Origin of the sequence: Pyramidobacter sp. C12-8 (assembly GCF_002007215.1) — a bacterium.
GTDB lineage: Bacteria > Synergistota > Synergistia > Synergistales > Dethiosulfovibrionaceae > Pyramidobacter.
Window position 1 is genome coordinate 99878 of the sequence record NZ_MUHX01000001.1, and the last position, 25601, is coordinate 125478.

27 protein-coding genes are annotated in these 25601 nt (G+C 60.6%); 8 read left to right on the plus strand and 19 right to left on the minus strand.

Annotation, left to right across the window (positions count from 1 at the left end):
* Positions 1 to 316: 316 nt before the first annotated feature.
* The 6 genes from citF to B0D78_RS00420 form a co-directional block, all read right to left on the minus strand.
* Complete coding sequence (gene citF / locus B0D78_RS00395; RefSeq protein WP_078015009.1) at positions 317 to 1873, minus strand: citrate lyase subunit alpha; 1557 nt, start codon at positions 1871 to 1873, stop codon at positions 317 to 319.
* A gap of 1 nt (position 1874) precedes the next feature.
* Complete coding sequence (locus B0D78_RS00400; RefSeq protein ID WP_078015010.1) at positions 1875 to 2786, minus strand: aldolase/citrate lyase family protein; 912 nt, start codon at positions 2784 to 2786, stop codon at positions 1875 to 1877.
* Positions 2783 to 3088 (minus strand): citrate lyase acyl carrier protein, encoded by a 306-nt coding sequence (gene citD / locus B0D78_RS00405; protein WP_078015011.1) that lies wholly within the window; start codon positions 3086 to 3088, stop codon positions 2783 to 2785. Before citD ends, B0D78_RS00400 begins: the two co-directional genes overlap by 4 nt.
* A gap of 83 nt (positions 3089 to 3171) precedes the next feature.
* The gene (locus tag B0D78_RS00410; RefSeq protein WP_078015012.1) at positions 3172 to 4683 is read right to left on the minus strand and encodes a tripartite tricarboxylate transporter permease; all 1512 of its coding nucleotides are present in this window, start codon (positions 4681 to 4683) and stop codon (positions 3172 to 3174) included.
* Between the two features lie 14 nt (positions 4684 to 4697).
* Entirely contained in the window at positions 4698 to 5243 is a 546-nt protein-coding gene (locus B0D78_RS00415) for a tripartite tricarboxylate transporter TctB family protein (RefSeq protein WP_168169939.1), read from the minus strand.
* 118 nt (positions 5244 to 5361) lie between these two features.
* Positions 5362 to 6354: a Bug family tripartite tricarboxylate transporter substrate binding protein gene (locus tag B0D78_RS00420; protein WP_078015014.1), complete on the minus strand. Its 993-nt coding sequence runs from the start codon at positions 6352 to 6354 to the stop codon at positions 5362 to 5364.
* A 163-nt stretch (positions 6355 to 6517) separates the two neighbouring features.
* On the opposite strand from B0D78_RS00420, the gene B0D78_RS00425 reads away from it, so the two are divergent.
* Positions 6518 to 7429: a LysR family transcriptional regulator gene (locus B0D78_RS00425; protein ID WP_078015015.1), complete on the plus strand. Its 912-nt coding sequence runs from the start codon at positions 6518 to 6520 to the stop codon at positions 7427 to 7429.
* Positions 7430 to 7730: 301 nt separating this feature from the next.
* Here the strand turns inward: B0D78_RS00425 and B0D78_RS00430 are convergent, their stop codons facing one another.
* The 3 genes from B0D78_RS00430 to B0D78_RS00440 form a co-directional block, all read right to left on the minus strand.
* Complete coding sequence (locus B0D78_RS00430) at positions 7731 to 8621, minus strand: acetamidase/formamidase family protein (protein ID WP_078015016.1); 891 nt, start codon at positions 8619 to 8621, stop codon at positions 7731 to 7733.
* Between the two features lie 14 nt (positions 8622 to 8635).
* Positions 8636 to 9850: an aromatic amino acid transport family protein gene (locus tag B0D78_RS00435; protein ID WP_078015017.1), complete on the minus strand. Its 1215-nt coding sequence runs from the start codon at positions 9848 to 9850 to the stop codon at positions 8636 to 8638.
* Positions 9851 to 10134: 284 nt separating this feature from the next.
* A complete protein-coding gene (locus tag B0D78_RS00440) occupies positions 10135 to 11511 on the minus strand; it encodes a DNA recombination protein RmuC (RefSeq protein ID WP_240496070.1) in 1377 nt (458 codons plus the stop codon).
* A 399-nt stretch (positions 11512 to 11910) separates the two neighbouring features.
* On the opposite strand from B0D78_RS00440, the gene B0D78_RS00445 reads away from it, so the two are divergent.
* Entirely contained in the window at positions 11911 to 12939 is a 1029-nt protein-coding gene (locus tag B0D78_RS00445) for an aminotransferase class I/II-fold pyridoxal phosphate-dependent enzyme (RefSeq protein WP_120373144.1), read from the plus strand.
* Between the two features lie 102 nt (positions 12940 to 13041).
* On the opposite strand, the gene B0D78_RS00450 is transcribed toward B0D78_RS00445, so the two are convergent.
* From B0D78_RS00450 to B0D78_RS00485, 9 genes are all read right to left on the minus strand, one after another.
* Entirely contained in the window at positions 13042 to 13410 is a 369-nt protein-coding gene (locus B0D78_RS00450) for a nuclear transport factor 2 family protein (protein WP_078015020.1), read from the minus strand.
* Positions 13411 to 13426: 16 nt separating this feature from the next.
* Complete coding sequence (locus B0D78_RS00455; protein ID WP_078015021.1) at positions 13427 to 13780, minus strand: nucleotide pyrophosphohydrolase; 354 nt, start codon at positions 13778 to 13780, stop codon at positions 13427 to 13429.
* Between the two features lie 144 nt (positions 13781 to 13924).
* Positions 13925 to 14071 carry a hypothetical protein gene (locus tag B0D78_RS12680; RefSeq protein WP_158606356.1) on the minus strand — a complete coding sequence of 49 codons (147 nt, stop codon included), beginning with the start codon at positions 14069 to 14071 and terminating at the stop codon, positions 13925 to 13927.
* Positions 14072 to 14503: 432 nt separating this feature from the next.
* On the minus strand, positions 14504 to 15784 hold the full coding sequence (locus B0D78_RS00460) for a TRAP transporter large permease (RefSeq protein ID WP_078015022.1): 1281 nt from the start codon (positions 15782 to 15784) through the stop codon (positions 14504 to 14506).
* Positions 15785 to 16279: a TRAP transporter small permease gene (locus B0D78_RS00465; RefSeq protein WP_078015023.1), complete on the minus strand. Its 495-nt coding sequence runs from the start codon at positions 16277 to 16279 to the stop codon at positions 15785 to 15787.
* Between the two features lie 94 nt (positions 16280 to 16373).
* On the minus strand, positions 16374 to 17366 hold the full coding sequence (locus B0D78_RS00470) for a TRAP transporter substrate-binding protein (RefSeq protein WP_078015024.1): 993 nt from the start codon (positions 17364 to 17366) through the stop codon (positions 16374 to 16376).
* A gap of 77 nt (positions 17367 to 17443) precedes the next feature.
* Positions 17444 to 18271 carry a carbon-nitrogen hydrolase family protein gene (locus B0D78_RS00475; protein ID WP_078015025.1) on the minus strand — a complete coding sequence of 276 codons (828 nt, stop codon included), beginning with the start codon at positions 18269 to 18271 and terminating at the stop codon, positions 17444 to 17446.
* 14 nt (positions 18272 to 18285) lie between these two features.
* Positions 18286 to 18957, minus strand: a complete 672-nt coding sequence (locus B0D78_RS00480) for an RraA family protein (RefSeq protein WP_158606212.1) — start codon at positions 18955 to 18957, stop codon at positions 18286 to 18288.
* A gap of 220 nt (positions 18958 to 19177) precedes the next feature.
* The gene (locus tag B0D78_RS00485) at positions 19178 to 19930 is read right to left on the minus strand and encodes a transporter substrate-binding domain-containing protein (RefSeq protein ID WP_168169940.1); all 753 of its coding nucleotides are present in this window, start codon (positions 19928 to 19930) and stop codon (positions 19178 to 19180) included.
* A 13-nt stretch (positions 19931 to 19943) separates the two neighbouring features.
* On the opposite strand from B0D78_RS00485, the gene B0D78_RS12685 reads away from it, so the two are divergent.
* Positions 19944 to 20150: a hypothetical protein gene (locus B0D78_RS12685; RefSeq protein ID WP_168169941.1), complete on the plus strand. Its 207-nt coding sequence runs from the start codon at positions 19944 to 19946 to the stop codon at positions 20148 to 20150.
* On the opposite strand, the gene B0D78_RS00490 is transcribed toward B0D78_RS12685, so the two are convergent.
* Complete coding sequence (locus B0D78_RS00490) at positions 20147 to 21523, minus strand: aminotransferase-like domain-containing protein (RefSeq protein WP_143521657.1); 1377 nt, start codon at positions 21521 to 21523, stop codon at positions 20147 to 20149. The two genes, B0D78_RS12685 and B0D78_RS00490, sit on opposite strands and share 4 nt — an antisense overlap.
* A 332-nt stretch (positions 21524 to 21855) precedes the next feature.
* On the opposite strand from B0D78_RS00490, the gene B0D78_RS00500 reads away from it, so the two are divergent.
* The 5 genes from B0D78_RS00500 (at position 21856) to B0D78_RS00520 (ending at position 25478) form a co-directional block, all read left to right on the plus strand.
* Positions 21856 to 22152 (plus strand): hypothetical protein, encoded by a 297-nt coding sequence (locus B0D78_RS00500; protein WP_078015030.1) that lies wholly within the window; start codon positions 21856 to 21858, stop codon positions 22150 to 22152.
* A 73-nt stretch (positions 22153 to 22225) separates the two neighbouring features.
* Entirely contained in the window at positions 22226 to 23263 is a 1038-nt protein-coding gene (locus B0D78_RS00505; protein ID WP_078015031.1) for a metal ABC transporter substrate-binding protein, read from the plus strand.
* Between the two features lies 1 nt (position 23264).
* Positions 23265 to 24020 (plus strand): metal ABC transporter ATP-binding protein, encoded by a 756-nt coding sequence (locus tag B0D78_RS00510; RefSeq protein WP_078015032.1) that lies wholly within the window; start codon positions 23265 to 23267, stop codon positions 24018 to 24020.
* Complete coding sequence (locus tag B0D78_RS00515) at positions 24014 to 24844, plus strand: metal ABC transporter permease (RefSeq protein WP_078015033.1); 831 nt, start codon at positions 24014 to 24016, stop codon at positions 24842 to 24844. The genes B0D78_RS00510 and B0D78_RS00515 overlap by 7 nt, the downstream gene beginning before the upstream one ends.
* Positions 24845 to 24875: 31 nt before the next feature.
* Positions 24876 to 25478 carry a hypothetical protein gene (locus B0D78_RS00520; RefSeq protein WP_143521658.1) on the plus strand — a complete coding sequence of 201 codons (603 nt, stop codon included), beginning with the start codon at positions 24876 to 24878 and terminating at the stop codon, positions 25476 to 25478.
* Positions 25479 to 25601: the final 123 nt, after the last annotated feature.

Below are 25601 nucleotides of genomic sequence, written 5' to 3' on the forward strand. Positions count from 1 at the left end.
TTATTAAGTTAATTTCGGCTCGGGGGGGGTAAGATAATTATTTCGTATAAGATTATTTAAATTCATCGTCTCGATGAAAAATGGACGCCCGCGCGAAAGGTATCGCGAAGGCATGGAGGAATGCAAGAAGAAAGGTTTTGCGGCGCCCGGCGAAAAAAAATCTGCCGCGTCCTTCGCTCTTTCGCGAGGGGCGCGGCAGATTTTTTTCGGGAGTTCCGGTTTTCGGGGCTCGGGGGTGAAGTACGCAAACTTGGCGAAATGCCGCTCCGATTATGCCGCGAAAGCGGGAACAAGCCCTCGCGGGGAGCGCGGCGCGTTACGATCTTTCGTACGGCTTGATCTCGCGCACGACGTCGAGGATCGTGCCGTCGCGGGCTTCGAGGATGGCGACGACTTTGTCGTTCCATTGCAGCGGATCGGGGCGGCCGACGAGTGCGTAGGCTTTTTCCTGGAGCTCTTTGATACTCACGTGTGTGACGCCGGCGCGGTCGAGGCAGTCGACGATGTCCTGCCGTCTGGGGTTGACGGCGACGCCGTAATCGGTGACGACGACGTCGACGCACTCGCCGGGGGTGGTGACGGTGACGACGCGTTCGCAGACGGTGGCCATGCGGCCGCGGGTCAGCGGCGTGACGATGACGGTGCACTTGGCGCCGGCGGCGGTGTCGGGATGGCCGCCGGGCGCGCCGCGCAGCACGCCGTCGGAGCCGGTGATGACGTTGACGTTGAAGTCGACGTCGACTTCCAGCGCGGCGAGGATGACGAAGTCGAGCTTGTTGACGAAGGCGCCCTTGTTGGCGGGGTTGGCGTATTCGCCGGCGCTGATCTCGTAATGGCGGGGATTGGTGCGGATGTCGTCGATGGCCCCGGTGTCGAAATCCTGCGTGTCGACGACGCAGCCCACCAGGCCCTTGCGCTGCAGTTCGCAGATGGGGCCGGCGATGCCGCCGATGGCGAAGCTCATCGTGATGCCGCGCTCGCGCATGAGCGGCTCGATGAAGCGGTTGACGGCCAGCGAGGGGCCGCCCGCGCCGGTCTGGAAGCTGAAGCCGTCCTTGAACCACGGCGTGGCGGCCATGACTTGGGCGGTGGCCTCGGCCATCATCAGATCGCGGGGATTTTGGGTCATGCGCGCGGCGGCGGAGGCGATCTTTTTCGGATCGCCGATCTCGTCGACTTTCACCACGTAGTCCACGTTGACGCCGTGGATCGAAGCGGGAAAGTTGGGGTAGGGCACGAGCGTGTCGGTGATGACGACGACCTTGTCGGCGTATTCCGAATCGACGACGGCGTAGGAGAGCACGCCGCAGTCGCTTTTGCCGCCGACGGCGCGGCAGTTGCCGTACTCGTCGGACGTGGGAGAACCGATGAAGGCCACGTCGATGTGCACGTCGCCCTCCTCGATGGCGCGCACGCGGCCGCCGTGGCTGCGCAGGATCGCGGGCGTCTTCAGCTTGCCGCGGGACACTACTTCGCCCATGCGGCCGCGGATGCCGCTGGTCTGAAGTCCGGTGACGATGCCGTCTTCGATGTAGCGGGCCACGGGATCGTGCGCCGTGCCCAGGCTGGAGGCGGCGATGGTGATGTCTTTGAGGCCGAGGGCGACGATCTCCTTCATGACCATGTTGACGACAAAGTCGCCGTCGCGGAAGTGGTGGTGGAAGGAGACGGTCATGCCGTCCTTGAGTCCGCACGCCACGATGGCCTCTCGGATGGAGGCGACGATTTTGCTTTCCCGCGGCTTTTCGCAGATGCGCGTGCGCGGGCCCTGCTTTTTTATGTACCGGCCGTCGCGGGCGTAAGCGCCCGCGTAAGGTTTCCAGCCCTGAGCGATCAGTTCTTCGGGAATTTCCCGGCCGACTGCGTTCAGCATTTTACAGTTCCCCCTCGTAAATGCCGCTGGCCTTGGCGAGCGCGATGACGCGCTCGGCGCCGGGCACAAAGGCGATGTCGATCATTTTGCCGTTGATGGTGAACACGCCGACGCCTTTGGCGGCGTTTTCGCGGTAGGCTTTGACGAGCGTCTCGGCGGCGGCGATCTCCTGCGGCGTCGGCGCCAGCATCTCGTGGACGATGCGGATCTGCCGGGGATTGATCAGCGACTTGCCGTCGAAGCCCATGTCCTTGTTCTGCTGCATTTCGGCGCGGAAGCCCGCCTCGTCGTCGAGATCGGTGAAGACGGTGTCGAAGCACTGCACGCCGGCGGCGCGGGCGGCGATCAACATCTGGCCGCGGGCGGCGAGCATCTCGATACCGCCGGGGACCGGCTTGACCTGCATGCACTTGCGATAGTCGCCGCCGGAAAGGGCGATGCCGAACAGGCGGGGCGAAGCGGTGCAGATCTCGTAAGCGTTGAGCACGCCCTTGGGGCTTTCGATGGCGGCCATCAGCAGCGTGCGCCCTTCCTCGACGCCGAACTCGCGTTCGGCTTCGGTCACCGCGGCGTCCACGGTTTGCACGTCGTCGGCGCTCTCGGTCTTGGCGATGCGGATGCCGTCGGCGCCGCCGGCCACGGCCACGCGCACGTCCTCGCGCCAATGCGGCGTGTCGAGGCCGTTGATGCGCACGAGCACTTCCGTGTCGCCGTAATCGACGGTTTTCAGCGCGTGATAAAGCGAAAAGCGCGCCGCGTCCTTCTGGTTCTCGGCCACCGCGTCTTCGAGGTCGAGCATGATCGAGTCGGCTCCGTAAATATACGCGTCCTTGATCAGTCCGGGCTTCTGCGCGTTCATGAACATCATCGTGCGGCGCAGGCGGAACTTTTCCGGTTTCGGGCGGGGGATCATGCGATCTCGCCTCCCCAGGGATACGGTCCGTCGGCGTCGCGCTGGCAGCCGCGGTAATAGGCGCACTCGACGCGCGCCGTGATGGTGCAGTCCAGCGCGCCGTGGTCGCTGACGGTGACGGCGGCGTTTTTCACGCCGAGGCGCGCCAGCGTGGCGAGCACGGTCTCTTTGATCTGGCGGCCGTACTGGTTGATGACGGTGCTTTCAAGGTTCAGGCTGATGCCCGACGGCGCCGGCTCGAGCGTGACCATCACGTCGCTCGATTCGAGCGTGCCGGCCACGCCGGTGGTTTTCAGTTCCATGGCTTTGACCTCCTGACAGGATTTCTACGATAATTCCAAGGAGAAAGCGCAGCCGGGAAAGCGCTGCGCTCGATCGGACAAAATCAGGCGTTCGCCGACGGTTTCTTTTTTCCGAAGAAGGAGGCGACGATGGGGTAGACCAGCAGGGTGACGCTGAGCACCATCAGGGAGCCGGCGATGGGGCGCGAGAACATGCTTACCAGGTCGGCGCGCGAGATCGTATAGGCGCGGCTGAAGTTGCTCTCGCAGATCTCGCCCAGCACCAGGCCGAGGATCATGGCGGCGCTGTTGAAGCGGCAGACGGCGAAGATCAGCCCGACGATGCCGGCGACGGCCATGATCTTCACGTCGGCGATGCTCATGTTGGTGGCGTAGGAACCGATGATGGCCAGCATGACGATGATCGGGCCGAGATAGCTGTAGGGGATGGCGAGGATCTTCGCGAAGACCTTGGCGATACCCATGGCGACGATGACCATGAGGATGTTGGTGACGAGCATGGAGGCGAACGTGGCGCTCAGGTACTGGGGCTGGTTGGTGAGCAGCAGCGGTCCGAGCTGCACGCCCTTGAGCACCAGCGCGCTCATCATCACGGCCGCGGCGTTGCCGCCGGGGATGCCGAGCGAGAGCAAAGGCACCATGGCGCCGCCGGTGGCGGCGTTGTTGGCCGATTCGGATGCGGCGATGCCGTCGATGATGCCGGTACCGAACTTCTCGGGATGCTTGGAGAGCTTCGTTTCCGTGGAGTAGCACAGGAACGAGGCGATCGTCGCGCCGGCGCCGGGAAGGATGCCGATGATCGTGCCGATAATGGAGCAGCGAAGCACGAGCCACTTGATCCTCAGCCACTCGGCCAGCGAGGGCATCTTCGTGTCCACGTGACCGCCGCCGACGCCTTCCTTGGCGTCGAGGCGGTCGCTCTTGCGCGTCTGCTTGAGCACCTCGGTGACGGCGAAAATACCGATCAGCACGGGGATCATTTCCAGACCGGCCAGCAGTTCTTTGGAGCCGAAGGTCATGCGCTGCACGGCGTACATCCTGTCCTGGCCGACGCAGGCCAGAAGCAGGCCGATCAGGCCGGAAATGATCGTGCGCAGGATGTTGGACGAGTCGAGGCAGGCGAGGATCGACAGACCCATGAACGTGATCGCGAACAGGTCGGAAGGGCCGAACGACAGCGCCGCCTGCGTGAGCTGCGGCGAAAGCAGCAGCATGCAGAACGCCGAGACCAGACCGCCGATCGCCGAAGCGCCGAGGGCCACGCCCAGAGCTTTGCCGGCTTCGCCGCGCTGCGCCATCGGGTAGCCGTCGAACGTCGTCGGCGCGCTGGAAGGTACGCCTGGAATCTTGAACAGGATTGCCGTGATCGAGCCGCCGGTGATGGCCGAGCAGTAAACGGCCACGAGGAAGACGATGGCCGGCACCGGCTCCATGCTGTACGTAAACGGCAGCCCGAGCGCCACGGCCATCGTGGAGCTGACGCCGGGCAGAGCGCCGAAGATCGTCCCCATCACGATGGCCATGACCACCATGAAAAACACTTGCGGCTCCATCAGCACGCTGAAGCCGCTTTGCAGCAATTCAAAAGTCGACATTCCGATTCACCGCCTCACGAGATAAGAGATTGGGCCTGAGACACCAGCGACTCCAGCCAAAGCGCGAAGTTGCGCGCCTGCGGGATGGTGCCGCGGGGCAGATTGACCGACAGCAGGACGCTGAAGACCACATAGAGGAGCAGCGTGACCAGAATCGAGAAGACGAGCAGGCGCGCGACCTTCCGTTCGCCCAGCAGCATGCCGTAGAAGAACAGCATCAGGAAACACGTGCCCATGAAGCCGAGCGGTTCGAGCACAAAGCAGGCCGCCACGACGATGACGATGCCGAGGAACAGACGGCTGGCGAAAAATCCGCCGATGGAAGCGAAAAAGGCGCCCAGCGAAAACTCCGCTTTGCCCCTGTTTTTCATGACGATGCGCGCGATGTTGATCGCCACGCAGATCAGAAGCAGAACGATGATGACGTTGGGCCACACGTCGGGCTTGAGGGCGTAGGGATTGCGCAGGACCTTGGCGGGAACGGGCGCCTCCAGCACGTGGAACGCGTACGTGTAGGCCAGGCCGAGCCACAGCAGAACGTTGAGAATCAGTTCGAACACTGATCCGCACCACCTTTCAGGGATTGAGGAAGCTTGTGCTACAATAAACGTTGACAGAGTAAAGAAAAAAAGGGGAGCGGCAAAGCCCCCCTTTCGTGGTTGCGGCGCGCAGGAGGAACTACTTGGCGTAGTAATCCTTCTTCAAAACTTCCTCGGACTTCAGATACTCGGTGAAGGTCTTGTACTCGCTCTCGAACAGCTCGGCGAACTCCTTGGGCGCGGCGAAGCCGGGGCGCTCGTCGTAAGCGCCGGCCACGAGGAAATCCTGCCATTCCTTGGTTTGAACGGCCTTCTCGATGGCGGCGACCAGCGCGTCGATCGCGGGCTGAGGCGTGCCGGCCTTGGCGAAAATGCCGCGCCAGGTGCCGATGAAGGAATCGATGCCCAGCTCGCCCGTGCTCTCCATGTTGGGATAGAGCTTCATGCGCTTTTCGCAGATGGCGCACAGCGGCACGATGTCGCCCGCCTGGATCAGCCCGGCGATCTCGTCGGTGCCGGTGATCATCATGTCGATGTGACCGCCCACCAGCGCGGAGTTCATCTCGGAACCGCCGGAGTAGGGCACTTCGTTCACGTCGAGCCCGGCCAGCGTCTGGCGCAGCGAAGCGCCGTCGGCGCCCGTGGCGGTGAGCATGCCCACGTTGATCTCGAACGGATGCTCCTTGGCGTACTTGATCATCTCGGAAAAGCTGTGATAGCCCTTCTGGTCCATGGCTTTCTTGGAGCCGGCGATGATGTTGATGGAGTGGACCAGTTTGGCGACGGGAATGAACTCGGAGCGGAAGTTCATCGAAGTGGCCCCCTGCAGGTCCTGCATGATCAGGCTCTGCGTGCCCAGCATGAAGGTGTAGCCGTCGGCGGGCTGCTTGTAGGTGTACTCCACGCCGTTGACGCCCGAGCCGCCGGAAACGTTAACGACCTCGACCTCGACGCCGAGGATGTCCTTGAGCAGCTTGGCCATGGGGCGGATCGTGCTGTCGGCGCCGCCGCCCACGCCCCAGGGGCAGACCACGTCGATCTTGCGGGTGAACTTCCACTCTTCGGCCCCCGCGGAAACGGCCGCGGCGCCGAGCAGGGATACGGCCAACAGAGCATACACGAACTTTTTCACTTGCAATTCCTCCTTTAAACGTAAACGAGATTGAGTTAATGACGCTGATTTTATTATTCAACTTTTTTAGGGAAAATGCCAATACTAAAAGTTTTATGCGCCCATAAGGTCACAATTATGGTCAAAGATATTTATACAGTATACATTTAAGGAGGCGGCGTGATTGAATTTGAAACACGCTTCTTACATCATGGCTATTCTCGAGGCGGGCAGCATCACGGCGGCCGCGAAAAAACTCCTCATTTCCCAGCCGTCGCTGTCGCAGACCGTCAAAGCCGTGGAAGACGAACTGGGGCTGCCGATCTTCGACCGCCACGCCAAGCGGTTGACGCTCACCTACGCCGGCCAGCGCTACGTCGAAAGCATGCGCGAGATCATGACGGCCGAGCGGAATCTCCTCAGCGAGATCGCCGAAATGAAAAACGATCACCGCGCCACGCTGCGCATCGGCATTTCGGCGCAGCGCAGCATCTCCCTGCTGCCGCAGATCCTGCCCGCCTTTCTCGCCCGCTATCCGCTCGTCACCGTCGAACTGAAAGAACTGCCTTCCGTCCGCCTCGAGGAGCTGCTCAGCAAGGGCGGCTGCGACGTGGCCTTCATCACCACCGCGTCGAAGCAGAACGACCTGGAGTACCGCCTGCTGGAAAACGAACAGATCGTCCTCATGGCCTCCAAGCAGACGGCCATTTCCCGCCGCATCGGCCAGGGGACCGAAATCGAACTGAGCGAAGCGCGGGAGGAAAACTTCGTCAACCTCACCTCGGGGCACAGCGTGCGCACCATCCAGAACCACCTCGCTCAGCTGTGCCAGTTCGAGCCGCGCGTGCTGCTCGAACTGTTCAACATGGAAGCCGCCAAATTGGTCACCGCCCAGCTCAACGCCGTGATGGTCTGCCCTTACGGCTACATCCAGGGGGACACGCGCGTGGAAACACTGACTAAATGTTATCCGCTGCGCTGCCATGGCTTCGAGCGGCATTTCTACTTCTGTTATCGGAAAAAGCTGCGGCTTTCCAGCTATATGCGCGACCTCTTCGACATCGCCCGCAGCAAGTGTCAGTATCATACGATGTAGTCCGCGCCGATTGAAAGCGCGTGTCGAAGGCGAAAAAACCTTTCGGGCGGGAACGTTCCGTCCGAAAGGTTTTTTTGCAGCTGCGCCGTTTGCTCCCCGGCGCGCGGCGGCAAGGGCCCCGCAAACTATGTCAGCGCTTTTTATCAAGAAATAGCATAAGCGCGGCGAAGCTGGGAATCGGTAGCGGAATCTCACGAAAAACACAGCCCGCAGGCAGCTCTGGAATGTTCTCCAAAGACGCCGCGGGCTGTGTTGTCTTAAAAAGTCTGCTTCGTTAGTCCCTTTATGTTCCAGGGAAAAACTAGATTCCGCCCAGTTTCAGGAGCTTCTTGGGGGCGCGCACGCGGAACGTGTGCAAATCGTTGACTACCTGGCTGATCTGAATGTCACAGGTGGCGCTGAGAAGGCGGTACGCATCCTGAAATTCCAGTCCGGTTTTTTTCATCAGATAATTGACCATGTCTTCGACGGCGGCACGCACGCCGTCTTTGAATTCCTTTGCGGAAGCGATCGTGTACATGCTGTCCTTTGTCTCCACCATAGGACGTTCGAGGCGCGTTCCTTTGACCACGGTCGTTTTCATCAGGATCGTGCCGGCCGTTTCGATGCCGGTGCCGCTGAGTTCTCCGTCGCCCATGCAGGCGTGCAAGTCGCCGACGGCCAGCAATGCCCCTTTGACGGCGACAGGCAGATAGACTTTGGAACCGACGGTGATGACTTTCGTGTCCATGTTGGAACCATGATCGCCGGGCACGGCACAATGAATGTCGCCGCTGCGGGGCGCCACGCCGATCACGCCCACCATCGGCGTCAGCGGCAGGATGATATCCTTGCTGAAATGGGCATAGCCGTCCTCGATCGGAATGATTTTCGTATTGGCTTTTTTCGTCTTCCCGCCAAGCACGCCCAGTCCCGGCGACGTGACCATGACGCCCTGCGGCGCAAAATCAATGCCAAGGATCTCGACGCACAGCACATCGTCCGGCTCGGCGCCGTTAACGTAAATCGGGCCGACCGAACAGTCCATGATGGAAATGTCGATGTCGGGGCGCAGCACGCTGGAATCTTTGATCTGACCACTGTAGCAGTCGTCGGTTTCGACGGTGAAAACTTCGCCGTCGTCGACGAAATACGCCGGCTTGTTGTCCTGGTTAAAAGAGAAAATAACTTTGTCTTTTCCTAAAAACTGCATTCAGCACACCCGCTTTACCACGCGCTCGGAAGGATGCCCGCGAGGTCGAAAATCGCGTAGACGGCCGCACCGCAGAAGAGGACGATCAGCAGGCCCTGAACCCAGCCCGCGCTGTACCAGCCGCACTTCCAATGTGGCTCGACGTCGCCGCTTTTGCGCGAGCTGTTCAGCATCATCACGGGCAGGATGGACATGATCACGCCGCCGAATGTTCCGGCCAGATAAATTGCGTCGACGAAGCCGACCATGCCGCTGTAGGCCAGCAGAAATGGAGGCACGCAGACGCAGATCACCGAAACGAGCCGGGTCATGAAATCGGTCTCGGACTTGAAATGGAACATGTCGACGATGTTCGTCAGGAAGCTGCCGCCGACGGCCCAGTAAGAAGTCATCATAGCGCACAGGGCGAAGATGTTGGCGACGAAGAAAGCCCACTGGCCAAGGGCTTCACCCCAGGCGATCGTGGCGACCTGCGTGACTTTTTCGGGGCCGGTCAGAGAGATGACGGCCAGGGGCACAAGAGCCAACAGCACGGCGGTGAGAAACATGCCCGTGGTGATGGCCTTGGGCAGTTCCCGAGGATCATGGCGCAGGCCGCGGGCCATTTCGGGCACGGCGTACTGAGCGATGTAACAGAAAATCGCGACGTTAAACACGGGCACGGCGTACGTCCAGTTGGCGTAAAGAGCGCTGTTCACATTCGCCTTGTCGGAGAGAAACGAAGCCGCGATAATCACGCCGACCATGACCATCATGCCGGTGCTGATGATTTTTTCGGCGACGCCGGTAGCCTTCAGACCCAGCCAGACGACGATGACGGCAGGAACGGCGAACAGCAGACTGCCCATTTGATTGGGAATGTCGAACATTTTGGCAAGAATATTGCCGCTGCCGGTCATGTAGGCAATCATGCAGCCGATCGAGTTGGCTGCCACGGAGATGAAGATGAGCGCGGCTCCCAGTTTGCCGACATAACGCTCGGCCAGTCCGGGGAGCTGCAGAGGTTTTTCCGTGCGCAATGTCGTCTCGGCGACGTACAGCATCGAGAATGTCGTGAAAATGCCGGCGACAATCAGCCACAGCAACAGAACCGGCCAGCCGGCCTTACGGCTCGAATAGGCCAGCCCGAGAATGCCGGAACCGATATTCGCGCCGACGACGATCATCGTCGCTTCCCAGAACGTCAGCTTGTGAACTTTCAACGCGGAACTCTGTTCGTGAGTGCTCATCCATATTTCCTCCTTGAAAAGCATAATCTATCTTTATGACAGTATTTTTATAAAAGATAATATCATGATATAAGTCAGTATATCATGGAATGTCGAAGTGTCAAAATAACCGCAGCAGGGATTGGAGGAAGCACCGCATGTCATCCGAGGCGTACGGAGAGAGTTTTTTATCGGGAGGTTTCAGTCTTTCGGAACGCTGCTTCTTTCAAGATAACGGGATCTTCCCATTCGAGCCGGAGCGATCGCCGCTGGCGGGACAGAGGACCGGGTTCCGGGAGGGGGTCTTAAGAATCGGCGCGATCTTCCGGTTCGGAGGCTTCAACATTTTCTTCGCCGCCGGGCTGAAAAGCGGTCATGTCAGTGAGGTGCTCCACGGCGTCGAGGCGGCGGCGCAGGACGCGGCTGCGGCGGCCGGTCTCCTCGATGGAGGAGGCGGCGGCGTTGAGCTGACGCCTCGCTTTGTCGAGGGCTTCGCCGAACTTGCCGAACTCGCCGCGCACGGAGGCGAGGAGTTCCCACACTTCGCCGCTGCGCCGCTGGATCGCCAGCGTGCGGAAGCCCATGCGCAGGCTGCTGAGCAGGGCCGCCAGCGTGGCGGGACCGGCGACGACGACGCGGTACTTGCGCTGCAGGCGTTCGGCCGCGGCGGGGTCGCGCAGCACTTCGGCGTACAATCCTTCGATGGGCAGGAAGATCAGGGCGAAGTCGGTGCTGTGCGGCGGCGCGATATACTTTTCGCAGACGTCTTTCGCTTCGCTTTCGAGCACTTTGAGCAGGCTTGCGCGCGCCGCGCCAGCGGCCTGTTCGTCGCCGCACTGCGAGGCGTCGCAGAGGCGGTGATAATCTTCCAGCGGGAACTTGCTGTCGATCGGCAGCCACACGGGACGCGCCTGCTCTCCGTCGCCCGGCAGGCGCACGGCGTACTCGACGCGCTCCTGCGAATCGGGGCGGATCGCCACGTTGGCGGCGTACTGCTCGGGCGAAAGGATCTGTTCGAGGATGGCGCGCAGCTGCATTTCGCCCCAGGAACCGCGCACCTTGACGTTGGTGAGCACGCGCTTGAGATCGCCGACGCTGCCGGCCAGGCTGCGCATCTCGCCCAGCCCCTTCTGCACGGCTTCGAGCTGCCGCTGCACGAGCGCGAAGGAACTGCCCAGACGCTTGTCGATGGTCTCCTGCAGGCGCTCTTCCACGCCGGCGCGGATCTTTTCCAGCTGTGACTGGTTTTCCCGACGCAGTCCGAGCAGGTCGGTCCGCAGCGATTCGAGGCGTTTGTCCACGGCGGCGTTGAGGTCGCCGCTGCGTTTTTCCAGCCGTTCGATGCGGTCGGCCTGCAGGTCGCCGATGACGCGCACCGACTCGGTGAGGCTCATCGAGCTGGCGCGCAGCGTTTCGTTCAGCTCGCGGCGCATTTCCGAATTTCGCCGCAGCGCCTCCTCGCTCTGGTCGGACAGTTCCTGCTGGAGCAGTTCCATGAGCAGGTCCTCCGTGGCGATGCGGCCGCGCTTCTGGACAAAGATGAAAACGACGCAGGCGGCCGCCGCTCCCAGCGAGCAGACCGCCGTGATCCATGGCAGATAGTTTTCCATGTGTTCTCCCGATTTCGTAAAGATGGCGTTCTTTCCGTCATTGTAGCACAGAAATAAAATATCAGTTTCCATAGGTTATTGTTTGTTGACATATTTTGTCGTTCCGACCGTCAGTGGCGCCATCGGCGACGGGATGAGAAAAACAGGAAACCGCCTCGGAAAAACGGCCGGAGCGGCTTCTTATACTAATTCTTGATAGAAAGTATTAACGTAATTTCCCGGGCGCTGTGGGGGAGTTCAGTCGCTCGGGACTGTCTCGACCGCCGCGCAAGCCGCCCGTCCCGCTTTGTGGAGCTCCCTTGCCGCGTCATGCGGCGCAAGACGATTTTCGACAGCAGGAAAGATCCTGAGCGGGCGATGATCGCTGCCGCGAGAAAGAGCCCCGCCGGCGTTTTGTTCCGCAGCGTCGATTTTCATCCGCCGGGTTTTGAGGTATACTGAATAAAATCTGTCGGCAGAGGAGGCGGCGTCGTGGTCAAAATTCTCGATTTCAGCGTGCGGGCCAATCCGCTCGGCACGCCGGAAGCCATCAAAACGGCGCTGACGGCCGCCATTCGCGAACAGTGCGACGCGCCCGTCGACCCCGACTTCACCGCGCTGCGCCAGACCATCGCGCTGCGCCACGGCGTGCAGAGCGGACAGATCGCCGTCTCGCAGCGCGAAGAGGAGCTGATCGCGCTGCTCGCCGCCAGCGCCGGCGGAGCGCGCCGCGCGCTGCTGCCCGTGCCGTGCCCGCGTTCGTACGAGCGCGTCCTGAAACGCTGCGGCCTGGACGTGAAAAGTTTCGCGCTGCCGCTCAAGCACAATTACCGCATTCCCCGCGGCGCGCTGGCCGAAGCGCTGGACGGCTGCGACCTGCTCATCCTCGGCAATCCCTCCTTTCCGTCCGCCGCCCTCATGCCGCCCGCCGAGCTGCTGTCCGAACTCGACCGCTGGCTGGCCGGCGGCGGCTGGCTGATCCTCGACGAACGGGCCGTCGATTTCACCTACGGCAGCATCACCAACTCGCTGTGGTCGGGCGTGCGCCGCGAACCGCGCGCCGCCCTGATCCGCTCCTTCACCGATTCTCTGGCGCTCTCGCTCTGTCCGCTCAGTTACGCCGTCGGCGGCGAAGGCTGGATCTCCGCCCTGCGCGCCCGCCAGTTCGCGCCCGCGCTCAGCCCGCTCGCCCATTATCTGGCGCCCGCGCTCGAACGCATCATGCCCTTCCGTTCCAGCACGGTCGACGTGGTCACGCGCCTGATGCCGCGCCTGATCGGGCGCCTGCGCCGCATCTCCGGGCTGCGCCCGCTGCCCAGCGACGCCAACTGGGTGCTCTGCCGCCTCGAACGCGACGACATCACCGCTCCCGAGCTGGCCGCTCAGCTGCGCCGGCGCTCCATCCTCATTCTGCCCTGTATCGACGAACGGCACTTCACGCTCGGCCTGCGCGTCCCCATCGAGACCGACCGTTTCATCAAGGCCGCGCGCGAGATCCTGATGCCGAAAACGAAAGCGTGATTCGAGAAAAGACGCGGCCGCCGGCCGGAAGAATTTTCCGACCGGCGGCCGCGCCGTATTTTATCCTCATGGACCTCGCACGAGTTCAAGGCGGAACAGGGATTATTTTATGGCTCTGCCGATTTTTTTGTCCAGCCGCCACTGCGGCGGCGCGCCGTCGTCGCCCCAGTACTCGTCGATGGAGACGATTTTGCCGTCTTGCACGCGGAAGAAAGAGACGACGTGAAAGGACGGGCCGCCTCCCGCGGCGAAGACGCGGAGCGCCGTGACGATCAGCCCGCCGATCCGTTCGACCCGTTCCACTTCGCCGTCCCACGCGCCGGGATATTCGCAGTTGACCTCGATGAACTCTTCGGCGCTGAACGCTTCGTTCGTGTTGTGCCAGAACACGCAGGCGCCGGGCGCGAAGAACCTCCGCATGGAGGCGGCGTCCTGCCCCAGCGTCGCCTTCCAGAAATCGCGTATTTCCATGTGGATTGCCTCGCTTTCACCGTTTGCGGTTGTCGCCGCGGCACTGGTCCGCCGGGTACTTGCGCGCGTTTTTCGCTATTTTGCGTTCCAGCGCGCGGCCGAGGTCGATGCCGTTCATCTGCGCGAAGCGCAGCACGAAAAAGAACACGTCGGCCAGCTCGTCCTCGATGTGCCCGCGCGTTTCGACCCCGGCCAGCAGCTCTGCCTGCTGCTCCACGCTCATGAAGCGGAAGATCTCCAGCAGCTCGCCGGCCTCGGTGGCGATGCCGATGGCCAGGTCTTTGGGATTGTGGAACTGATCCCAGTCGCGTTCTTCGCAGAAACTGCGCAGCCGGTCGCTCAAGGCGCGCAGGCTGTCGTTGTCCGTCATGTTTTTCACCTCCGTGACGCTTTATTTTTATACGAGAGACGCCGTTTTGGCAAGACGCTCTTTCGCTCCATAAAAAAACGCCCCGATCCCCAAGGATCGAGGCGCTGAAAGGTCGCAGAGCCTTTTCCCCGTGCGGGGGAAAGGTCACTCGCCGAGCAGGGCGGTCCTGACGTAGCCGGTGGCGTTGCGGACGAGCAGAAGCTTCTTCTCGCCGCAGCCGACGATCACGCGGTAACTGCCGTTGCGCTCGCAATACTTTGACGCTTTTCTCAGTCTTTCATTGTACGACATGTTTCTGTTGCTGACCTCCATATTTCTGTTACCTGTTACGGTACTGCTGCGCCGCCCGGAAGCATTGCGTTCCCGTGAGCCGAACGCTTTCGACCGAGGGCGGTTCTTTAATGCTCATAGCATTATCTTAATATTCTACCACAGATTTGTTTTTCCGCAAGAGGTGATATCGTTGCTGTGTCGTTGTTCAGTGATAATGTCACTCGTAACTGTTCAAAGAAAGTGTCACGCTGAGATAATACCGTTCATGAAACAGGAGCGAATGACATTGTCATGTCAAAAGCTGATACAGTTTCTCGATTAAAATATTAAATGGGCAGAGCGTCCCGAGGAAGATTCACGGCGCCCTTAAATTCAAACTTTTTATAAGGATGCTTTGAGAGGACGCGGGAATTTTACGAAAAAGACGGGATTTCGATCGAGCAATATATACTAGGGCATCAGCAGATTGGGCAACCAGGTGGAAATCTGCGGCACCAGCGTCAGCACGATGAGCATGACGACCAGCGCGGGGAAGAAGGGCATGAAGCCTTCGAAAACCTCTTCGATCTTCTGGTGCGTGATGTCTGCAAGGATATACAGCCCCATGCCGACGGGCGGAGTGGCGATGCCGATAGTGAGGGCGAAACACATCAACACTCCCAGCTGGATCGTGCTGACGCCGAGTTTTTCCATCAAGGGCAGAAGGATGGGCGTGAGCAAGATCATGGCGCTGGAAGCGGACATGAAACAGCCCAGAACCAGAAGCAGCAGATCGATCAGAAAAAGCACGAGGTACTTGTTCTGCGTCAGGCTGAGGATCAGCGTCGCTAGTTTTGTGGGCAGCATCTCCATGGTGAGAATGTAGGACATGGTGGAGGCGAAACCGAACAGGATCAGGCTCGAGGCGGCCATGATCATCGAATCTCTGACGGCGTTCCACAGCGCGTTCCACTTCAGCGTGCGGTAAATGGCGCCCAGCAGCAGCGAGTAAAGTACGGCCACGACGCCGGCTTCGGTGGGGCTGACGGAACCGGAGGTCATGCCGATGACGATAATAACGGGAGCCAGCAGCGACCATACCGATTTTTTGAAGATGCGCCAACGTTCCTTCATAGGGGTGTAACTGCCGCGCGGAAAAATGTCGGGCCGTCTGATGGAGATGCGCGCGCAGACAAGCATCAGCGCCAGGCTGATGACGACGCCGGGAACAATGCCGGCGATGAACAGTTTGGCGATGGACGTGTTGGTAACGACGCCGAACATGATAAAGAACACGCTGGGCGGGATGATCGGCCCGACCATGGATGACGCCAGCGTGATGCCGGTGCTGTATCTCAAGTCATATCCCTTGTAGGTCATGGACTTGATCTCGATCGGCCCGAGCGCGGCGCAGTCAGCGGCGGCCGCGCCGGAAATGCCGGCGAAGACCATGGAACACAGACAGTTGACGTGCGCCAGTCCGCCGGGCCAGTGCCCCACGCAGGCATTGGCGAAGCTGAAGATCTGATCGGCGACGCCGCAGACGCCCATGATGTTGCCGGCCATCATGAAGAAGAAAATGGACAGAAGGCTCCAGGACATGGAACCGTCGATGACGCCTTGCGCGATCAGATACAGCGGCAAGTCTCCCAGCCAACAGCCCACGGCGACCGACGTACCCATGGCGACAATGACCGGCGCTTTGAGGAACAGCATCATGATCAGCGTTGAAATGAGACCGACGGATACCATTTACCGCTCTCCTCCTTCGGGCGCAGGACCGGATTTTTCAATTTTACCGACGGCGATGCGGTGCAGGTTGTACAGGCCGTTCCAAATGACGGCAAAACTCAGCAGATAGACGGGCAGCAAGTTGGTCTCGGGCGGGAAGGGAAGGTACTGTTCGGGCGTGCCCATGCCGACAAGGCCGGTGTAGTCGTAGGTGGCGTACAGCAGGATAAAGCCGAAAACGACGCAGGCGGCGTTGATGGCAAATTCAGTAAGACGCCGCAGCGTACGGGGGAGATAGTCCACGATAATGCCGACCCGGGTCTCGGTGTTCTTGAGGAAATGCGAGGCGACGCCGGGAATGATGGAGAACAAACCCAAAAACGTCAGCAGTTCCACCGTCCACGCGACAGGACGCCCCATCATGCGTGAAACGATCTGGAGCGTGGCCGTTGCGATCATGAGGCAGCCGTTCAGGGCGAGAATCCAGTCGATGATTTTTGCGATCTTCTTAGCCACAGGGATCTCCCTCTCTCAAAAGATTCTCTCCAGATGTGGAGCAGAGGGTCCCCCCGGACCCTCTGCTCCACATCGTACAGATGGGAAAGCTGGCTTACTGGATGGCGCGGATACGTTCGGCAAATCCTTTGGGGATATAGTTGCTGTTCTCGAGTTCTTCGAGAAAGCCGTCCATCTTCGCTCTCCATGGGGCGAGATCGACTTCGATGATCTCGACGTTGTATTCTTTTTTCATGAGTTCGATGATCTCGGCGCTGCGTTTGTTGGCCTGTTCGGTCACGTAGTCGCCGGCTTTGTCGACTTCGTCGAGAAGGATTTCCTGCTGTTCCGCTGTCAAACGCTGGAATTTACGGTCGTTCATGACCACGGCGACCTGCTGAGGGTATTCGTTCGTGACGGTCAGGCAGGGAGCGACTTCGCAGAATTTTTGAAAATAGGCGTCGACGACCGGGCACGTGACGGCATCCACTGTTCCCTGTTTGAGGGCGAGATACGTCTCGGAATAAGGAATGACGGTGACGGCGCAGCCAAGGGCTTCCCATGCCTTGACGCTGGTGGGGTTGGAGTTCATGCGCAGTTTCAGTCCCTGAAGGTCTTCCAGCGAGCGGATCGGTTTGCGCGAGGCGATGACCCGGAAAGGACCGCGCAGCCAGTTGCGCTTCCTGTCGACGACGCGAAGTCCCGCTTTCTTGAGCAGGGGCTCCTCGATTTCTTTCTCGACGTCGCTGAGCAGAAAACGCCGATAGTGCTCGTTGTCGCGAAATATGTAGGGCAGCGAGGACACGCGCACGAGGGGCGAGTACATATCGTAATAGCCGTAGCCGTCGGCGTAGAAATCCTGTACGCCGCGGACCATGTTCTCGATCTGTTTCTTGTTGTCGCCGAGAACTTCGCCGAAGTAACATTGAATCTCCACTTCGCCGTTGGTACGGGTTTTTACGTTCTCGGCCATCATCTTCAAAGCCTGGCTCTCGTAGTGATCCTCGATCATCTTGTTGCCGAGGCGAAGTTTCGTCGCGGCTTCGGAAGGAACGGCGTTCATGGCGGCGCAGACGCAAAGCAGGGACAGAGCGATACGTTTCAGCATCAGAATACTCTCCTTTTCGAAATTCACAGCGAATGGTTCGCTGTGTTCAGTGACAGAGAAAGGACTTTCGGTGGAAATCACTCAGCCGGCCATACGTAAGCGCCCGGCTGCCGGTTTTTGAGGCTGGGCAGCTGTTCGCGGATCTGATTTACATAATCGGGATCGATCTCGGCGTAGATGATCGTTTCGCGGTCTTCGGCGCAGGCGACCGTGACGCCCCAGGGATTGATGATCATGGAACGGCCGTAGGCCTGGAACGCCGGCTTCTTGCCGATCTGAGCGGGAGCGACCACGTAGCATTGATTCTCGATGGCGCGGGTTTTGAGGATGCATTCCCAGTGGTCCTTGCCCGTGAACAGCGTGTAGTTGGCTGGCACGAACATCACCTTCGCGCCTTGAAGGGCCATGATGCGGTACATTTCGGGGAAGCGCATGTCGTAGCAGATCGACAGCCCCACTTTGCAGAACTCGGTGTCGGCGACGACGATCTTATGCCCCGGTTTTTTCGTGTCCGACTCGCGCGTGGAAGGCCCGTTCTCGATCTCCACGTCGTACATGTGGATCTTTTCGTAGCGGGCGGCCAAATCTCCCCGAGGATTGTAAAGCAGCGTCGTGTTGTAGAGCCTGCTCTCGCCGGGAACGACTTCGCCGATACTGCCGCAGTGCAGCCAGATCCTGTGCTGCTTGGCTTTGGCGGCGAAAAATTCGCTCATCGGCCCGGGAATCGGTTCGGCGCTGGCGAAGACGCCATCCTTTGGGCCGCAGTAGTGAATGTTCTCCGCCATGGCGACGAACCGCGCGCCATGAGACGCCGCTTCGTCGATAAAACGGCCGACCTTGTCGAGATTGGCTTTCTTATCGGCCTGCGAGTCGATCTGCAGCACGGCCATTAAAAATTTGCTCATGGTCGGTTCTCTCCTTATTTGGCGTTTTTCTCGAAATATTCTTTGATCAGAGCGCCGGCGCGAGTCACGTCGGCCATATGTTCGCCCTTGGCAATGCGATCCTTTTTGCCGGGCTCGGCGTTCTGAATCTCGATGGCTTTCTTGCAAACAGCCGCGGCCTCGCCGGCGGGAAGCGCCACGAAACCGTTTTCGTCGGCCACGATGATGTCGCCGGGATTGACCGTTACGCCGCAGCAACTGACGGTCGTGTTGATCTCGCCGTCAAGACCGAACAGGCGCGTGGTGATGGCTGACAGACGGCGATACAATACGACCAGCCCCATCTCGCGGATCTCTTCGATGTCGGTGGCGGCTCCGTCGACGATGACTCCTTCTACACCGCTGATGTGCAGCGCCCAGGAAACCACTCCGCCCAAAGCGGCGTACTGCTGGTCTCCGGCGCGGTCGATCACAAGCACGTCGCCGGGGCCGACCATTTCGGTGACTTTGTGCAGCAGGGTGGAATCATTGGACGCCAGCTTGACGGTCACGGCGCGCCCGGTAAACCTTTTGCCCGGGAGGGAGATAAAAAGCGGCGCAGTGTTAAAGCCGAAATTGCGGAAGTGCCCGATTGTCGCCGGTTCGGCCTCCTCGATGGCGGCAAGTTCCTCATTGGACAGAGTGACAACGCTGGGATTGATGATCATTGACGGTACGTCTCCTTTTATTGAGAATAAACGGAACGCGAACAGAAGAACCGGCCTTGCGCTGATAATAGATAACATTGTAAACAATACTCATGTGATGTCAATATTGCTGATTGATTCCGGATTCTGAATTGAAATGATTACTCCAGAAAATCGAGCCCCCCGAACTTCCATCAGTTCGGGGGACTCGGTCTTTATAAAGCGGATTGTGGCGCGCGGATTACTTTTTTCCCAGCTTCCACTTCTCGCGCAGGGCGGGGAGGGTGCCGTCGGCTTCCATGGCGGCGATGGCGCCGTCGAGTTTGTTTTTCAGCGCGGTGTTGCCGAGGTTGACGGCCAGCGCTTTGCCGGCGCCGGTGAGCTGGAAGGTGTAACCGCGCACGGCCTTGCCTTTGAAGCTGGGCAGTTCGAGGATCTTGTCGGCCACGGGCACGTCCATGAGGGTGAAGTCACTGCGGCCGGTGACGATGTCCCACAGGCACTCTTCGATCTTGGCGAAGTTTTTGATCTGGAAGCCGAGTTCGCCCGCCAGCGGCGTGAGGAAAACGTCCTGCGTGGTGCCGACGGGCACGCAGCCGCGCAGGCCGCGCAGGTCTTCGAGCTTTTTCACGGCGACGTTGGGCGCGGTGACGAAGGAGGCCATGGTGGGCACGTAGGGAGTGGAGAAGAGCACGCGCTTGGCGCGGATGGGCGTGGCGCTCATGCCGGCGGCGATGACGTCGGCGCGATCGGTGACCAGCGAGGGGATGACCATGTCGTAATGGCCCGTGTCGAGCCAGACGATCTTTTCGCCGAGACGGCGGCCGATCTCTTCCATCAAATCTTTGTCGAAGCCGTCCAATTCGCCTTTTTCGTTGAGGAACTCGTAGGGCGGGTAGGTACTGGCGGTGGCCACGCGCAAATCGGCGCGGGCCGCCAGCGGCACGGTTGCAAGCGCCGCAAGCGCGGCGACGGTTTTCCCGAAAAATTTCATCCTCATTGCCTCCTTGAAAATGACCGGCGTTGACGGCCGCTGTGCGATGAAAATGTTCCACGTGGAACATTTTCATCGCACGACAGTCGGCGGCTGGATCCCTTTTTCCGCGCCGCCGGCGCGGAAGCGCTCTTTCACTGCACGCCGTATTATAGAGCAAAAAAAATCGCCATGCAATAATAAAATTGCATGGCAAACGCTTTTGTTTTTGGACGGCTAATCGGCGATCAATTCGGCAAGGACGCGCAGCCCTTTTTCGAGTTGGTCGCGCGGCGGCGTGCAGAAGGCGACGCGCACGGCGCGGGCGGGCGGCGTTTTGCCGACGGCGAAGCGTTCGGCGGCGGCGACGCGGACGCCCCGTGCCAAAGCGGCCTGCTCGAACTGGACGCTCGCGAAGCGTCCGGGCAGCGTCAGCCAGCGGAAGATGTCGGCGTCGCCGCCGCGGCATATCGCGTCGGGCAAAATCGCGCGCACGAGACGGCTGCGCTCGCCGATGTGCCGCCGGTGCGCGACGATGATACGCTCGAACTGGCCGGAGGCGATGACGCGGGCCGCCAGTTCGGCCATCATCGGCACGACGCCGACGTTGAGGCTGTACAGCGCGCCGGCGACGGCCTCTTTGCAGGCGTCGGGCACGGCCACGCAGGCGGCGCGCAGCCCCGGAGCGATCACTTTCGACATCGTGGCGATGTAGAGGCTGCGCTCCGGCACGAAACTCGACACGGAGGGCACGCCGCGCTGCATGAGCTGGTTGGTGCCGTCCTCGATCAGCAGCGCGTCGTGGGCGCGCAAAACGGCGGCGATCTCGCGGCGGCGGTCTTCCGGGAGCGTGGCAGTGGTGGGGTTGTGGCAGGCGGAGATCAGGTAGACGCCGTGGATCTTTTCGCTGCGGCAAAGACGTTCGAGGTCGGCCGGTTCCATGCCCTCATCGCCGCTCCTGACGGGGACGAGTTTGACGCCGAACATGGCGGCGGCCGACTTGACGCCGGGATAAGTGTGGTCGTCCACGGCGATCTTTTCGCCGCGGCGGAACAGCGAGGCGAAGATGGCCGAGATCGCATTCTGGGCGCCGTTGGCAAACAGGATCTGCTCGCGGTGCGCCTCATGTCCGCACAGGCGCATGAACGTAACGGCGGCGTCCTTCTGCCACTCGTCCTCGCCCTGGGCGTGGAAGCTGAACAGCGCGGCGGCCTCGTCGCTGCGGAAGAGTGAGCGGGCCATCTCCAGCAGCGCGGCGTTGGCAGAATCCTCCGGCTGGACGCTGCCCATGTCGATAACGTGCGCTCCTTCGGCGCGTTCGAGAAACCGTTTGTCGGTGAGCGCGCTGTACGCCACGAACGTGCCGCTGCCGACGGTGGCGGTGAGCAGCCCCTTGAGCTCGCAGAGCTTGAAGGCTTTGGCCACGGTACTGACGTTGACGTCGAGAAAGTCGGCCAGTTCGCGCTGCGGCGGCAGACGCGTGCCGGGCTTGAGCGCGCCCGACGCGATATCCTCCTCGAGCGTGCGCGCCAGCGTCAGATAGAGCGCGCGTTCGCTGCGGTCCAGCTTCGGCCGCCAGCTCATCGGATAGTCGTCGAAGGAATTGTAGGGCATGATCGTCACCTCGCCGTTCCATTATAGACGAGAGCCGCCGCCATTTCGCGTTTTGTTTTTGTTGTTTTCGCGGAAAGCAAGTTGACCGCGGTGTTATAATTTAACCGACGCACGATGAAGAGCCGCGTGTTTCGCTCTTTTGCCGCGCGTTTTTTATCGGCCGGCGCCGTGCCGAAGGCAGCGTGCGGGGCGGCCTGCCGTATCATGTGAAACAAGCGAGTTTGACAGTGCTAATACCGCTCTGTATAATGAAAAATAAGGGCTGGACGAATGCCCGGAGCCGCCGGCGGCAGTATGGACGGCGATTTTTTCGGACTGGAGGAGAGGCAGGCATGAAGAAAAAAAGAATATTGAACCTCGTGGTCTGTCTTTTCCTGGCCCTTTCGGTGCTCTGTTCGGTGGCGTATCTGTTCATCGAGGCCGTTCACGACTGCCACGGGCACGGCTGTCCCATCTGCGCGCAGATGGACGAGTGCGTCAAGGCGCTGGCGGGCTTCGCCGTCGGCGTGGCGGGCGCGTACTTTTACGCCGCGCGGTATGTCGGTGCGGCCTGCGCTTCCGCGCAGAGGAAGAGTCTCCGGCGCGAAAATGTGACGCTGGTGGCTCTGAAGGTCAAGCTCTCCAATTAGACGGCGCGCGTTTTTTCATGCGCGTGTCGGTTTGCAAGTCGAATTTTTGAATAGAATTGGAGAGATCCCTTAGATGAAGAAAAAATTTTTCGCTCTGTGTGCCGCGATGGTTTTCGCTTGCGGCGCCGCTTTTGCCGCTCCGGCGGCGGACGCTGAAAAGCTCAGCGTCATTTGTTCCAACTTTGCCGAGTACGATTTCGTCCGTCAGATCACGGGCGACCTGGCCAACGTGAAGATGCTGCTGCGCCCGGGCATGGAAAGCCACAGCTTCGACCCGACGGTAAAAGACATTCTCGACCTGCAGAACTGCGGGCTGTTCGTTTACGTCGGCGGCGATTCCGATGCCTGGGTCGACAAGGTGCTGGCCTCTTTCGACAAGGGCAAAGGCCCCCGCGTCGTGAAGCTGATGGACTTGGTGAAGACGGTTCCGGAGGAGATCGTCGAGGGCATGCAGCACGATCACGACCACGACGGCGGCAATGATCACGGTCATGCTCACCATGACCACGGTCCCGACTGTGACCACGGGCACGATCATGACGCCAAGGAAGAGGGGCATCATCACCACGACGGCGAGGAGCCGGAGCTGGACGAGCACGTGTGGACGGCGCCCGAAAACGCGATCCAGATCGTGAAGAAGCTCAGCGAAGTGGTTGCTGAGCTGGATCCCGGGAACAGGGGCCAGTACGCCAGCCGCGCCGCCGTGTATCTTGAGCAGTTGCGCCGGCTTGACGATGATTTCCGCAAATTGATCGAGGGCTCGAAGCGCCGCGAGATCATCGTCGGTGACCGCTTCCCCTTCCTGTACTTCTGCCGCGAATTTGGCCTGAAGTACTACGCTGCGTTCCCCGGCTGCTCGACCGAGACGGAACCGAATCCCGAGACGGTTGCTTTCCTGATCGACAAGGTGAAGCAGGACGGGATCCCCGTCGTGTTCCACATCGAGCTGTCGAACGGCCAGATGGCCCGCGCCATCGCCGACGCCACGGGCGCCCAGGTGCGGCTGCTGAACGCGGTGCACAACGTCAGCGCCGAGGATTTCGAAAAGGGGATCACCTACCTCGACCTGATGCGCCACAATCTGAACGTCCTCAAAGAGGCGCTGAACTAAAATGAGCCTCCTCGCGTGCCGTAATGCGAGCTTCGCCTACGACGGCAGGAAGGTCCTGGAGGACGTCAGCTTTGAGGTCTCCTCCGGCGGCTACCTTTGCATCGTCGGCGAAAACGGAGCCGGCAAGAGCACGCTGATGCAGGGACTGCTGGGCCTCGTCAAGCCGGTCGGCGGTTCTGTGGAAGTGGGCGCAGAGGCGCGCATGGGAGGCATCGGATATCTTCCCCAACAGACGGCGGTGCAGAAAGACTTTCCCGCCAGCGTCGAGGAAGTGGTGTTGTCGGGCCAGCTGCGGCGCTGCGGCCTGCGTCCCTTTTTCGGCAAGGGCGACCGTCGGGAAGCCGAGGCGAAGCTGCGGCTGGTGCGGATGCAGGATTTCAGAAAGAAATGTTTCCGCGATCTTTCCGGCGGCCAGCAGCGCCGGGTGCTGTTGGCCCGGGCCCTGTGCGCCACGCGTTCGCTCCTGCTGCTGGACGAACCGGCGGCGGGGCTGGATCCCCGCATGCAGGACGAAATGTACCAGATCCTGAACGAGCTGAACCGCGAGCAGGGCATGACGATCGTCATGATCACTCACGACGTGCGGAGCGCCCTGCGCTGCGCCCGGCAGATCCTTCATCTCAACGGCCGCCAGCTGTTTTTCGGCTCCGTTGAGGAATACTCGCAAAGCGCGGCCGGCCGCCGTTTTATCGACGGCGGCCCGTTCCGCGTCTTGAGCGGTGCGGCTGCGGAAGAGGGCGGGGCGAAGTTATGCTGAACGAACTTTTGCAGATGCTGTCCTATCCTTTCGTGGTCAACGCGCTGATCGTCGGCTGCCTGGTCTCGCTCTGCGCTTCGCTGCTGGGGACCAGCCTGGTCCTGAAGCGTTATTCGATGATCGGCGACGGTCTGGCTCACGTGGCCTTCGCGGCGCTGGCCCTGGCGAAAGCGCTCGACCTCGCGCCGCTGAGCCTGGCGATTCCCGCCTGCATTGTGGCGGCCTTCCTGCTGCTGCAGATCAAGAGCAGTTCGCGGATCCGCGGCGATTCGGCGACGGCCGTGCTGTGCAGCGGCGCGCTGGCGGTCGGCGTGGCGGCGGTCTCGCTTTCGACGGGGATGAACGTGGACGTGTGCAATTACATGTTCGGCAGCATTCTCGCCATGAGCCGTTCCGACGTGATCCTCTCGGCGGCGCTGAGCTGCGCGGTGCTGTTGCTCTACGTCTTGTTCTACAACCGCATCTTCGCCGTCACCTTCGACGAGACGTTCGCGCAGGCGGCGGGGATCCATACAGGGCGCTACAACATGATCATCGCCCTGCTCACGTCCGTAACGGTCGTTTTGGGAATGCGCATGATGGGGACGCTGCTGATCTCCAGCCTGATCGTTTTCCCGTCGTTGACGGCGATGCGGATCTGCCGCCGTTTCAGGAGCACGGTGCTGCTGTCGGCGGCGATCTCGGTCGGCTGTTTTTTCACGGGCATGTTCCTTTCCTATCTGTATTCGATTCCCACCGGATCGTGCATCGTGATCGTCAATATGGCGCTTTTCGCCGCCGCCGTCGCCGGCTCGCACTTTCACGGGTTCCGGCGGCCGCAGTGACGCAGGCGGGCTGAAAAGGACGATGAAAGAAATGATGAAATTCAGAGGAAAAAGCGCGTTTGGGGCGTTTCTGCTGGCGCTGCTCGCGCCGGCTCTTTTCGCCGCCGTGCCTCTGCCGGAAGAGGAGGCGGAGAAGCTGGAGGACTATCTGGCGGAGATCGACGCCCAGGCGGGGATGCTGATCCTCGAGGGGCCGGACATCTCGCTTTACAACTATCCTCACGACATCGAGAAGGACCGCGCCGCCTTCGATCCGCGTAAAATCGACATCGTCGTCGGCAACCGCCTCTACATGACCCAGATCAACGACTGGTTCCTGAACTTCGACAAATACGCGGGCAAGTCGGTGGAGATCGAGGGCTTTTACATGGACTTCGACGGCTTCACCTACGTGGGGCGCAAAGGGCCGATCTGCCCGTTCTGCACGGGCGGATACGTGAACTTCGAGTTCAAGTACGACCGCGACCTGTCGGCGCTCCAGTCCGAAAAGTCATGGGTCAAGGTGCGCGGTATCCTGCGCGAGGGCAGCGTGCCCTCCGTCTTCGAAAAGGACACGATGGAGCCTTTTTACTACATCGAGGCCATCACGGTCGAAAAGATGCCCAAAGTCGGCAAAGCGACCGTGCGCGACTGATACTATTTCTCAATTAAAAGGCTGAACCCAAGGGCGTTGCGAGGAAGATTCACAAAGCGAGCTGCGCAGACTGCGCAGCAGTCGAGGTAGTTCGAGCGACTGAACTCCCCCGCAGCGTCTTGA

Excerpts from the sequence above, each read along its gene's own strand:
- B0D78_RS00490 (WP_143521657.1), bottom strand. The coding sequence starts at position 21,523 with ATGCCCTACAATTCCTTCGACGACTATCCGATGAGCTGGCGGCCGAAG.
- B0D78_RS00510 (WP_078015032.1), top strand. The coding sequence starts at position 23,265 with ATGAGCCTCCTCGCGTGCCGTAATGCGAGCTTCGCCTACGACGGCAGG.
- B0D78_RS00410 (WP_078015012.1), bottom strand. The coding sequence starts at position 4,683 with ATGTCGACTTTTGAATTGCTGCAAAGCGGCTTCAGCGTGCTGATGGAG.
- B0D78_RS00515 (WP_078015033.1), top strand. The coding sequence starts at position 24,014 with ATGCTGAACGAACTTTTGCAGATGCTGTCCTATCCTTTCGTGGTCAAC.
- B0D78_RS00440 (WP_240496070.1), bottom strand. The coding sequence starts at position 11,511 with ATGGAAACTGATATTTTATTTCTGTGCTACAATGACGGAAAGAACGCC.
- citF (WP_078015009.1), bottom strand. The coding sequence starts at position 1,873 with ATGCTGAACGCAGTCGGCCGGGAAATTCCCGAAGAACTGATCGCTCAG.
- B0D78_RS00505 (WP_078015031.1), top strand. The coding sequence starts at position 22,226 with ATGAAGAAAAAATTTTTCGCTCTGTGTGCCGCGATGGTTTTCGCTTGC.
- B0D78_RS12680 (WP_158606356.1), bottom strand. The coding sequence starts at position 14,071 with ATGTCGTACAATGAAAGACTGAGAAAAGCGTCAAAGTATTGCGAGCGC.
- B0D78_RS00455 (WP_078015021.1), bottom strand. The coding sequence starts at position 13,780 with ATGACGGACAACGACAGCCTGCGCGCCTTGAGCGACCGGCTGCGCAGT.
- citD (WP_078015011.1), bottom strand. The coding sequence starts at position 3,088 with ATGGAACTGAAAACCACCGGCGTGGCCGGCACGCTCGAATCGAGCGAC.
- B0D78_RS00500 (WP_078015030.1), top strand. The coding sequence starts at position 21,856 with ATGAAGAAAAAAAGAATATTGAACCTCGTGGTCTGTCTTTTCCTGGCC.
- B0D78_RS00520 (WP_143521658.1), top strand. The coding sequence starts at position 24,876 with ATGATGAAATTCAGAGGAAAAAGCGCGTTTGGGGCGTTTCTGCTGGCG.
- B0D78_RS00470 (WP_078015024.1), bottom strand. The coding sequence starts at position 17,366 with ATGCTGAAACGTATCGCTCTGTCCCTGCTTTGCGTCTGCGCCGCCATG.
- B0D78_RS00435 (WP_078015017.1), bottom strand. The coding sequence starts at position 9,850 with ATGAGCACTCACGAACAGAGTTCCGCGTTGAAAGTTCACAAGCTGACG.
- B0D78_RS00475 (WP_078015025.1), bottom strand. The coding sequence starts at position 18,271 with ATGAGCAAATTTTTAATGGCCGTGCTGCAGATCGACTCGCAGGCCGAT.
- B0D78_RS00400 (WP_078015010.1), bottom strand. The coding sequence starts at position 2,786 with ATGATCCCCCGCCCGAAACCGGAAAAGTTCCGCCTGCGCCGCACGATG.
- B0D78_RS00480 (WP_158606212.1), bottom strand. The coding sequence starts at position 18,957 with ATGATCATCAATCCCAGCGTTGTCACTCTGTCCAATGAGGAACTTGCC.
- B0D78_RS00450 (WP_078015020.1), bottom strand. The coding sequence starts at position 13,410 with ATGGAAATACGCGATTTCTGGAAGGCGACGCTGGGGCAGGACGCCGCC.
- B0D78_RS00485 (WP_168169940.1), bottom strand. The coding sequence starts at position 19,930 with ATGAAATTTTTCGGGAAAACCGTCGCCGCGCTTGCGGCGCTTGCAACC.
- B0D78_RS00460 (WP_078015022.1), bottom strand. The coding sequence starts at position 15,784 with ATGGTATCCGTCGGTCTCATTTCAACGCTGATCATGATGCTGTTCCTC.
- B0D78_RS00430 (WP_078015016.1), bottom strand. The coding sequence starts at position 8,621 with ATGCAGTTTTTAGGAAAAGACAAAGTTATTTTCTCTTTTAACCAGGAC.